General features: G+C 71.4%; 12 protein-coding genes and 1 pseudogene. 10 read left to right on the top strand and 3 right to left on the bottom strand.

From position 1 onward, the window contains the following. The 5 genes from GYH36_RS18165 to GYH36_RS18145 form a co-directional block, all read left to right on the top strand. A partial coding sequence (locus GYH36_RS18165) for an NAD(P)/FAD-dependent oxidoreductase (protein WP_162290576.1) occupies positions 1-390 on the top strand: 390 nt, incomplete at its 5' end. After that, complete coding sequence (gene trxA, locus GYH36_RS18160) at positions 387-710, top strand: thioredoxin (protein ID WP_162290575.1); 324 nt, start codon at positions 387-389, stop codon at positions 708-710. The genes GYH36_RS18165 and trxA, both read left to right, overlap by 4 nt. Beyond that, on the top strand, positions 707-1813 hold the full coding sequence (arsB, locus tag GYH36_RS18155) for an ACR3 family arsenite efflux transporter (protein WP_162290574.1): 1107 nt from the start codon (positions 707-709) through the stop codon (positions 1811-1813). The genes trxA and arsB overlap by 4 nt, the downstream gene beginning before the upstream one ends. Continuing rightward, positions 1810-2826, top strand: a complete 1017-nt coding sequence (locus GYH36_RS18150; protein WP_162290573.1) for a metalloregulator ArsR/SmtB family transcription factor — start codon at positions 1810-1812, stop codon at positions 2824-2826. Before arsB ends, GYH36_RS18150 begins: the two co-directional genes overlap by 4 nt. A gap of 16 nt (positions 2827-2842) precedes the next feature. Then, positions 2843-3277 carry an arsenate reductase ArsC gene (locus tag GYH36_RS18145; RefSeq protein ID WP_162290572.1) on the top strand — a complete coding sequence of 145 codons (435 nt, stop codon included), beginning with the start codon at positions 2843-2845 and terminating at the stop codon, positions 3275-3277. Positions 3278-3342: 65 nt separating this feature from the next. Here the strand turns inward: GYH36_RS18145 and GYH36_RS18140 are convergent, their stop codons facing one another. Both GYH36_RS18140 and GYH36_RS18135 read right to left on the bottom strand, forming a co-directional pair. Beyond that, positions 3343-3843, bottom strand: a complete 501-nt coding sequence (locus tag GYH36_RS18140) for a GNAT family N-acetyltransferase (RefSeq protein ID WP_162290571.1) — start codon at positions 3841-3843, stop codon at positions 3343-3345. Continuing rightward, positions 3840-5258: an FAD-dependent oxidoreductase gene (locus GYH36_RS18135; protein WP_162290570.1), complete on the bottom strand. Its 1419-nt coding sequence runs from the start codon at positions 5256-5258 to the stop codon at positions 3840-3842. Before GYH36_RS18135 ends, GYH36_RS18140 begins: the two co-directional genes overlap by 4 nt. An 84-nt stretch (positions 5259-5342) precedes the next feature. Between GYH36_RS18135 and GYH36_RS18130 the strand changes: the two genes are divergently transcribed. Both GYH36_RS18130 and GYH36_RS18125 read left to right on the top strand, forming a co-directional pair. After that, the gene (locus GYH36_RS18130; protein ID WP_162290569.1) at positions 5343-5711 is read left to right on the top strand and encodes an ArsR/SmtB family transcription factor; all 369 of its coding nucleotides are present in this window, start codon (positions 5343-5345) and stop codon (positions 5709-5711) included. A gap of 243 nt (positions 5712-5954) precedes the next feature. Continuing rightward, on the top strand, positions 5955-6266 hold the full coding sequence (locus GYH36_RS18125) for a hypothetical protein (protein WP_162290568.1): 312 nt from the start codon (positions 5955-5957) through the stop codon (positions 6264-6266). On the opposite strand, the gene GYH36_RS18120 is transcribed toward GYH36_RS18125, so the two are convergent. Continuing rightward, positions 6263-6838, bottom strand: coding sequence for a hypothetical protein (locus GYH36_RS18120; RefSeq protein WP_162290567.1), 576 nt, complete (start codon positions 6836-6838; stop codon positions 6263-6265). The two genes, GYH36_RS18125 and GYH36_RS18120, sit on opposite strands and share 4 nt — an antisense overlap. A 147-nt stretch (positions 6839-6985) precedes the next feature. Here GYH36_RS18120 and GYH36_RS18115 point away from each other — a divergent pair, with 147 nt between their 5' ends. The 3 genes and pseudogenes from GYH36_RS18115 to GYH36_RS18105 all read left to right on the top strand — a co-directional run. Next, positions 6986-8188 carry an IS30 family transposase gene (locus GYH36_RS18115; protein ID WP_246209632.1) on the top strand — a complete coding sequence of 401 codons (1203 nt, stop codon included), beginning with the start codon at positions 6986-6988 and terminating at the stop codon, positions 8186-8188. A 30-nt stretch (positions 8189-8218) separates the two neighbouring features. After that, on the top strand, positions 8219-8704 hold the full coding sequence (locus GYH36_RS18110) for a hypothetical protein (protein WP_162290566.1): 486 nt from the start codon (positions 8219-8221) through the stop codon (positions 8702-8704). Between the two features lie 267 nt (positions 8705-8971). Further along, a pseudogene (locus tag GYH36_RS18105) lies at positions 8972-9244 on the top strand (recombinase family protein); the annotation flags it as partial. Positions 9245-9321 lie beyond the last annotated feature (77 nt).

The following is a 9321-nucleotide window of genomic DNA, read 5'->3' as shown; positions in this document are numbered from 1 at the left end:
GGCGAGAACAAGGTCGAGGCCCTCACGCTGCGCGACACCGTGACCGGCGAGGAGCGCGAGCTCCCCGCGACCGGCCTGTTCGTCGCCATCGGCCACGAGCCCCGCACCGAGCTCGTCAAGGGTCAGATCGACCTGGACGACGAGGGCTACATCCAGGTCGTCGGGCGCACCACCGCGACCAACCTCGAGGGCGTGTTCGCGTGCGGCGACGCCGTCGACCACACCTACCGCCAGGCCATCACCGCCGCCGGCTCGGGGTGCTCCGCCGCCCTCGACGCGCAGCGCTACCTCACCGAGCTCGCCGACGCCGCGGGCCTCGCGGACCTGGCCGGCACGCCGACGACGCCGAACCCGGACGGTCTGCCCGCGGCGCTGGAGGAGGTCCGATGAGCACGGTGACGGTCACCGACGACACGTTCGACGAGGTGGTCCTGTCCTCGAAGGGCCCGGTGCTGGTGGACGTGTGGGCGACCTGGTGCGGCCCGTGCCGCCAGGTCGCGCCGATCCTGGACGAGCTCGCCGAGGAGTACGCGGGCAGGCTCACGATCGCCAAGCTCGACGCGGACGCCAACCCGGCGACGGTCGCCGCGGCCGGGGTCGTGTCGATCCCGACGCTGAACTTCTACTCCGGCGGGCGGCTGGTGAAGTCGGTCGTGGGCGCGCGCCCGAAGCAGGCGCTGGTCGCCGAGATCGAGGAGGTCCTCGCGTGAGCGAGGCCACCGCGACCACGCGCGGGCGCCTGTCGACGCTGGACCGGTGGCTGCCGGTGTGGATCGGGTTGGCCATGGTCGCCGGCCTGGTCCTGGGCCGGTTCGTCCCGGCGCTGTCGGACGTGCTGGCCGCGCTCGAGGTCGGCGGGATCTCGGTCCCGATCGCGCTCGGGCTGCTGGTGATGATGTACCCGGTGCTGGCCAAGGTGCGCTACGACCGGGTCGGTGCGGTCACCGGCGACAAGCGGCTCCTGGTGTCCTCACTGGTGCTGAACTGGCTGGTCGGGCCGGCGCTGATGTTCGCCCTGGCGTGGATCTTCCTGCCGGACCTGCCCGAGTACCGCACGGGCCTGATCATCGTGGGCCTGGCCCGGTGCATCGCCATGGTCGTGATCTGGAACGACCTGGCGTGTGGGGACCGGGAGGCCGCGGCGGTGCTGGTCGCGATCAACTCCGTGTTCCAGGTCGTCGCGTTCTCCTTGCTCGGGTACTTCTACCTCACGGTGCTGCCCGGGTGGCTGGGCCTGGACACCCAGGGCCTGGACGTGTCGGTGGGGCAGATCGCGCTCAATGTGCTCGTGTTCCTCGGCGTCCCGCTGGCCGCCGGGTTCGCCTCGCGCCTGGTCGGGGAGCGCGCCAAGGGTCGCGCCTGGTACGAGGACCGGTTCCTGCCCGTCATCGGCCCGTGGGCGCTGTACGGGCTGCTGTTCACGATCGTGCTGCTGTTCGCCCTGCAGGGCGAGGCCGTGACCTCCAACCCGCTCGACGTCGCACGGATCGCGCTGCCGCTGCTGGTGTACTTCGCGGCCATGTGGGGCATCGGCGTCGTCACCGGCAAGGTCTTGGGCCTGGGGTACGCGCGCACCACGACGTTGGCGTTCACCGCGGCGGGCAACAACTTCGAGCTCGCGATCGCCGTCGCGATCGGCACGTTCGGCGCGACCTCCGGCCAAGCCCTGGCCGGCGTCGTCGGGCCGCTCATCGAGGTCCCCGTCCTGGTGGGGCTCGTCTACGTCTCCCTGTGGGTCGCGCGCCGCTGGTTCGCCGTCGACCCCTACGCCGCGGCGGAACAGACGCCCGAGCTGGAAGAGGTGAGGTCATGACCACCCAGAGCCTGCCCTTGACCGTCGCGGACCCGGACTGCACGCCGCAGATCGAGGCGCACGCGATCGGGACCGAGGTCGCCGGCGCGGTCGCGGTCACGCTCAAGGCCCTCGCCGAGCCGCTGCGCCTGCGAATGCTGTCGTTCATCGCGACCTCGCCTGCCGGGGAGGCGTGCGTGTGCGACCTTGCCGCGCTGACGGACGTGTCCCAGCCGACCGTGTCCCACCACCTGAAGGTGCTGCGTGACGTCGGGGTGCTGGCCTCGGAGCGGCGCGGCACCTGGGTCTGGTACCGCATCACGCCCGGGTACAAGGCCGCGGTGTCCACCCTGCTGGAGTCGTTCGCCCCGGCCGCGCTCGAGGCCCTGGTCGGCCCGCACGAGCTCACGGGCCTGGAGGACGTCGACGCCGCGCTCGACCACCTCGCGACCGACCTCGCCGCCCGCCACCCCGACCTCGGGCCGGGCGTGGTGCTGGGCACCGTGCGCGAGTCCTACACGGCACTGGCCCGATCGGCCACGGTCTCGGCGCACCTGCTCACCCTCACCGAGCGGTTCGCCCGTCAACGCCTGGCCGACCTCACCCGCGAGGCCGACGCACGCCCGCAGGTGCTGTTCGTCTGCGTCGCCAACGCCGGCCGCTCTCAGCTCGCCGCCGCACTGGTGCGCCGCTACGCCGGCGACCGGGTCGTGGTGCGCTCGGCCGGCTCAACCCCGGCAGCGGACGTGCACCCCGCTGTGCGCCCCGAGCTGGCCGCGCTCGGCACCACTGAGGGCGAGGCCTACCCCAAGCCGCTGACCGACGACGCGGTCCGCGCCGCCGACGTCGTGATCACGATGGGCTGCGGCGACGTGTGCCCGGTCCTGCCCAGCACCCGGTACGAGGACTGGCTCGTGGGCGACCCCGCCCTGGCCTCCCCGGCCGGCGTCGCCGCGATCCGCGACGAGCTGGACACCCGGGTGCGCGCCCTGCTCGCCGACCTCCTGCCCGACCTCGACCTGCCCACCCCCTGAACTACCGGAGACCTCCATGACCGACACAGTTTCGAAGCCGTCCGCCCTGTTCGTCTGCGTGCACAACGCCGGACGCTCCCAGATGGCCGCCGGGTACCTGCGCGCCCTGTCCGGCGGGGCCGTGGAGGTCCGCTCTGCCGGGTCCGCCCCGGCCGACCAGATCAACCCCGTCGCCGTCGAGGCCATGCTCGAGGAGGGCATCGACATCCGCGCCGAGCAGCCAAAGGTCCTCACGACCGAGGCCGTGCAGTCCTCCGACGTCGTGATCACCATGGGCTGCGGGGACGCGTGCCCGATCTTCCCCGGCAAGCGCTACGAGGACTGGGCCCTGGAGGACCCGGCCGGGCAGGGCATCGAGTCCGTGCGCCCGATCCGCGACGAGATCCGCTCTCGCGTGCTAACCCTGCTCGACGAGCTCGGCGTCACGCCCGTCCAGGCCGCAACCGCCTGACGCACCCCGTCGCAACGGCGACGTCGGCCGGCACCCACGCAGAGGGGTGCCGGCCGACGTGCGTGTCAGGCCAGGGTCTTCTGCAGCAGGCTCGTGCCCAGCCACCGGTCGAACTTGCGGCCCACACGCTCGAGCCGCCCCGCGCCGGTGAACCCGGCGCGGCGGTGCAGCGCCAGAGACGCGGCGGTGTCGCCGTCGGCGACGACCGCGATCACCTCCCGTGCGCCGGCCGCCGCGGCGCCGGTGAGCACCTGGTCGAGCAGCCGGGTCCCGATCCCGCGCCCGGTGGCGGCCGGGTCGAGGTAGATCGTGTCCTCGACCGTGTGGGCGTAGGCCGGGCGCGGGCGCCACGGGCCCACGTAGGCGAACCCGGCCACGGCGCCGTCGAGGTCGGCGACCAGGAACGGCCAGCCGGCACCCTGCACGGACGCGAGCTTGTCCGCCCACACGGCCTCGCCCGGCGGGGTGAGCTCGAACGTCGCGGTCGACGTCACCACGTAGTGGTCGTAGATGCGCGCGACCCCCGCCAAGTCGGCGGGGGTCGCGGTCCGCAGGGTCAGGCTCACGCGTCCTGGCCGTCGCCCGAGCGGCCGTGCACGACGCCGGTCGCGAACCCGACACCTGCCGGTGCCCCGACACCGAGGGTGACCAGCTGCGGCGCCGCCGGCGCGGTGCCGCAGCACGACCCGCTCGCCCCCGCGCCGTCCGCCTCCAGAGCGAGGTCGGTCGAGCAGACCCCGGTCGCGGGGAGGGCCAGCTCGACCGCGTCGGCCGCAGCCCGGTCCCCTGCCAGCGCCGCCGCGATCGAGCGCACCTGCTCGTAGCCCGTGGCGAGCAGGAACGTCGGCGCACGCCCGTAGGACTTCATGCCCGCGAGGTAGAACCCGTCGTCCGGGTGGGACAGCACCTGCTCCCCGTGCGGGGGCACCGTGCCGCACGAGTGCTGGTTCGGGTCGATCAGCGGAGCGAGCGCCGCGGGCGCCTCCACGACCGGGTCCAGGTCCAGGCGCACCTCGCGCAGCATGTCCAGGTCCGGGCGGAACCCGGTGGCGTTCACGATCTGGTGCACCTCGAGGTTCAGCGCCCCGTCGCGCGCGGTCCCCACCACCTGCACCGTCTCCCCCGCGGGCACGAGCCGCTCGATCGACACCCGCGTCAGCAACGTCAGGCGCCCGGCCTCCACGGCCGCCCGCAGGCGCGTGCCCAGCAGCCCGCGCGCCGGGAGTTCGTCGTCCGTGCCGCCACCGAAGAGCCGCCGCGCGGACCCGCCGCGGATCGCCCACGTGATCGTGGTCGCCGGCTCTGCCTCGGCCAGCTCGACCAGGGCAAGCAGCGTGTTCGCCGCCGAGTGCCCCATCCCGACCACGAGCGTGTCCCGCCCGGCGAACCGGTCACGCTGGGACCCCAGGACATCTGGCAGCGGGCCCGTCACGTACCCGGCGGCCTGCGCTTCGCCGGCGGCCGGGAGCCCGGACACACCCAGCGGGTTCGAGGTCGAGAACGTGCCCGACGCGTCGATCACCGCCCGCGCCAGCACATCGCTCACCATGCCGTCGCCGTCCACGGTCCGCACCCGATACCCGCGCCGCTCGCGCCCGAGCGACCGCGTCTTGTCCGCCCCGTCACGCGCCACCGCCAGCACTCGCGTCCCGGTCCGCAGCCGCGACGCGATCTGCGGTGTCGCGGCCAGCGGGGCCAGGTACCGCCCAACGAGCTCCCCACCCGTCGGCAGGGTGTCCAGGTCCGGCTCGACCCACCCCGCCTGGTCCAGCAGGCGCCGCGCTGCGGCGTCGAGGTCGTACCGCCACGGCGAGAACAACCGCACGTGACCCCACGACGCGATCGCCGCGCCCGGGCCCTCGCCCGCCTCCAGCACCACCGGCTCAAGCCCACGCTCGAGCAGGTGCGCCGCCGCCGCCAGACCCACCGGACCCGCACCGATCACAACGACCGGCAGTTCGTCCCGCACAACCTCGCCCATCACCACTCCCACGTATTGAAGACTGTCGATGCGAGCATCGTGGGGCACGCATCGAAGAATGTCAATCTATGCGAGGATGGTGGCATGACGACGACCGACCTGCCCCTCGCGCCGACCGCCGACGTCGCCGGCTGCTGCGGACCGGCCGTCACCCAGGCCGTCGACCCCGAGGCCGCGCGGGAGCTCGCCCGCGCGTTCAAGGCCCTCGCCGACCCCGCCCGGGTCCAGCTCCTCGCGATCGTCGCCTCCCAGGACGGCGGCGAAGCGTGCGTCTGCGACCTCACCGCGCCCGTCGGTCTCTCCCAGCCCACCGTGAGCCACCACCTCAAGATCCTCGTCGACGCCGGCCTGCTCACCCGCGAGCAGCGCGGCCGCTGGGCCTACTACTCCCTCGTGCCGAGCGCTCTGACGCAGCTCGCAGCATCCCTCGGCGAGGCCACTCGAGCCGAGTAGGCGACCAGGCGCCACCGCAGAACCCAGGGTTTGTCGGACGTCGCAGGACCTTCTTTCGCGACGTCCGACAAACGGTCGGTTCTGCCGCGTCGGACAACCTTGTTGTGATCCGACAAAACGAGCCGCCGCCTCGCGCTTCCGGCACCTGCGAGACTCAGCACTGTGCAGCATTCTGCGGAGGGATCGGAGCCGGAGGGACGAGAGAGCCGGCCGTCGGCGGAACAGGATTCGGAGACCTGGCGTGTGTTCCTCGCGCTGTTCGTGGCGGGCGTGCTCTACGTCGTGTTCGGCTTCCTGTCGCTCGGCTTGATTGCGGCCGGGATGGGCTCCTTCGACCCGACGTCATGCGCGGTACTCATGCCCGCTGAGTGCCCGCAGCCGGGCAAGGGGCTTCTGCAGATCGCGGGCGGGGTCGTGGGACTCTTCGTCCCGGCCGTCTTGGCTGTCTACATCGCAGGGACGACGAGGCCGCGGCGAACGGCGGTGATCTCCGCATGCTTGGGCCTCGCAACGTGGGCGGGCCTCGTCGGCACTGCCGTCAGCCTCGCGCGCTAGAACTTCTGGATGCTCCGGTCCGCCGGTGCTGCGCAACCGCGTTCTTTGGCTCGGTATGGCTGAGCGGCGACGGTGTCGTGGATCGATGGCCCTGACGTGCCGGGCTCGGCCGGCATCCAGGCGCAGTTCGCTTCCATCGTGAGGAACGTCGCGAGCCCGTCGCGCCCGGTGCTCGTCACGAGTTCGCGTAGCAGGGCGTGGTTCTCCGTGTACGGGATGGTCTGACGCTCGCCAGGTGAAGCAGCAGCGGCGAAGGCGTCGTCGCTCGGCTGTGGCAGCACTAGTTCCTCTGCCGACCGTGTCTCCGTCCAGGTTGTGAGCGCGCCGAGTGCCGCACGGCAGGTCTCCAGCTCGACGACGAGGCTCTGCGCGACAGCGCCCTGGGAGTCAGCGGGCTGCGACGCGATCCAGTCGCCCTTGAGAACCAGCGTCTCCTCGACCGCCTCTGACGACAGCCCTTCGAAGACCGCGGACTGCGACGTGAGACCCGAAGCGTCCGAGCACCCTCCGAGCAACGCGCCACCACCCACGACCAGGACCACGGGCACCAGAACGTGCCGACGCTTCATCACCCGAGCGACTCTATCGGGCCACGAGTGTCTGAGAACCAGCGTTACTCCGACGCCGCAGAACCTTCTTTTGCGACGCCTGACTAACGGTGGCGGTCTCAACCCACCAACGCACCACGAGGTGGATGATGCGTGGTCGTGGAGGTCGGGATGGGTGTCGTGACGTCGCTGCCTGCGGCGGTCCAGGAGATCGTGTGGCAGGCATGGAGCGAGGGCGAGTCGCTCCGGCGGATCGCCGATCGGGCCGGCCTCCAGGAGCATCATGTGCGCCGGTACCTGCTTCGTCATGGCGGGGTTCGACCTGCGTTGCCGAGGCGGTCATCGCGGCACCTGAGCCCGAGTGAGCGGGAGGAGATCTCGCGTGGGATCGCCGCTGGTCTCTCTGCCCGGGCGATCGCCGAAGGGTTGGGGCGGCCGGCGTCGACGGTCTCGCGCGAGATCGCTCGCAACGGTGGCCGTGCGGGATACCGCGCGACGCGCGCTGACCAGCGTGCCCGTCGCGAAGCGAGGAGGCCGCGTGTGCCACGTCTCGCCAGTGACGAGCGGCTGCGGACGACGGTGCTCTCGCGACTCGAGCTGGACTGGTCGCCGCAGCAGATCGCGGCGTGGCTGCGCCGCGAATATCCCGACGAGCCCGGCATGTGGGTCTCGCACGAGACGATCTACCGCGCGGTGTACCTGCCGAGGTCGCGGGACTTGCCGAAGGCGACCTACCAGCGGCTGCGATCCGGTCGCTCGATGCGCCGGCCCCGGCTGGTCAAGCGGTCCCACGGGCGCGGCCACCTGCGCGACATGGTGTCCATCCACCACCGCCCCGCCACCGTGACGGACCGGGTCGAGCCCGGCCACTGGGAAGGCGACCTCGTCATGGGCAAGCGCCCCAGCGCGGTCGCGACCCTCGTCGAGCGCACGACTCGCTACCTGAAGATCGTCTCGTTGCCCGACGGGATCAAGGCCAAGGACGTCAGCATCGCCGTCGCCCGTGCCCTGTTCAACGTCCCACCGGGCATGTGCAAGTCCCTAACCTGGGACCGCGGCCGCGAGATGGCCGACCACGCCTTCCTCAGCACGCTCATAGATGCCCCTGTCTACTTCTGTGACCCACGCAGTCCGTGGCAGCGTGGCACGAACGAGAACACCAATCGCCTCCTGCGCCAGTACCTTCCACGCCGCGCCAATCTCACTGCGACGACTCAGGACGAGCTCGAGAAGATCCAGAAGTTGCTCAACGAGCGACCGCGTCGCGTGCTCGGCTGGTCTGCTCCGGCGGAGAGCTTCACAGCGGCTGCTGCGGCCGTGTGCGCGACGAAGCCCTTCGGCGGGCGTAGAAGCTTGGCATTGCCTCGTGCATGATTCGTGGCAGGGCGACAGCTAGGGGTGCTCATGGAGAAGCAACAGACCGACGAAGGGCCCGGGCCGGCACGACGACGGCGCCTGCGCTTGCCGGTCTGGGCCGGGACAGCTGCCGTCATCGTCGGGGCTCTCGTCCTCGTCATGGTGCTGGTGTCACGGCTCTCCGGGGGCAGTCGAGATTGCCCAGCGGTCGGGTATTCCAGCGTCCTCGAGGTGGTGTTGACCGGGGACACGGCCGGAGTGACCCACCTTCAGCTGCGCGACGGCGACGACCAGGCGTGGCAGCCGCCCTTGCTGACGGGTTCCGACACGTCCGACCCCGCGCTCTCTCCGGCACGGGATGGTGACACGTGGACCTTCACACTCTTCTACCCGGCGAATCCGATCGGGCTCCGCGCGCTCGACGAAGCCGGAAACGTCCTTGCCCAGACTGAGAAGTCCGTCGACATGGTCCGCGTCGGAGGGTCGGAGGCGTGCGGGGGCCCGATGGAAGGCCGTATCGGCTGGACACTCTGACGAGCATGACTCCGAAAATGATCGCGCGCGGTCCGCAAACTGAGTCGCGCCCGCCAAGTCGCACTCTCGACAGCGCTACGCGAGCGCCGAGGACCGTCAGATCGACGGTGCGGCTCTCTGACCATCTCGGCTTGTCTCAAAGCCGATCCCCTACCGAGACACCTTGCACGCCGCCGCCCTCCGAGGTGGCACCGCGATCCAGGCCGTCTCGGTAGACCCGCCCGGAATTGTGCCCGGTGAAGGCCGCTCATCTGCGACACTCACAACATGACCGCGACGCTCATCGGGTACGCACGCTGCTCGACCGCCGAACAAGACCTCACCGCCCAACGCCAAGCGCTCGAGACGATGGGCGTCGACCCGCGCCGCGTCTACGTGGACCAGGGCGTGACCGGCACCCACCGCGACCGTCCGGGGCTCCGCGAGGCCCTCGCCGCGACCAGGGCCGGGGACACGCTCGTGGTTACCAAGCTCGACCGCCTCGCCCGCTCGATCCGCGACGCACGCGACATCGTCGACGAGCTCACCACCCACGACGTCTGAATCGCCCTGGGTCTGATGGAGGCTCTGGTCATTTGGTTCCGATCAGGGCTTCGTGGCCCTGCTGCTTAGCGTAG

The organism is Cellulosimicrobium composti (assembly GCF_010287905.1).
GTDB lineage: Bacteria > Actinomycetota > Actinomycetes > Actinomycetales > Cellulomonadaceae > Cellulosimicrobium > Cellulosimicrobium composti.
The sequence above is the reverse complement of the archived record's forward strand: the minus strand, read 5'-3'. Positions and strand labels throughout refer to the sequence as shown.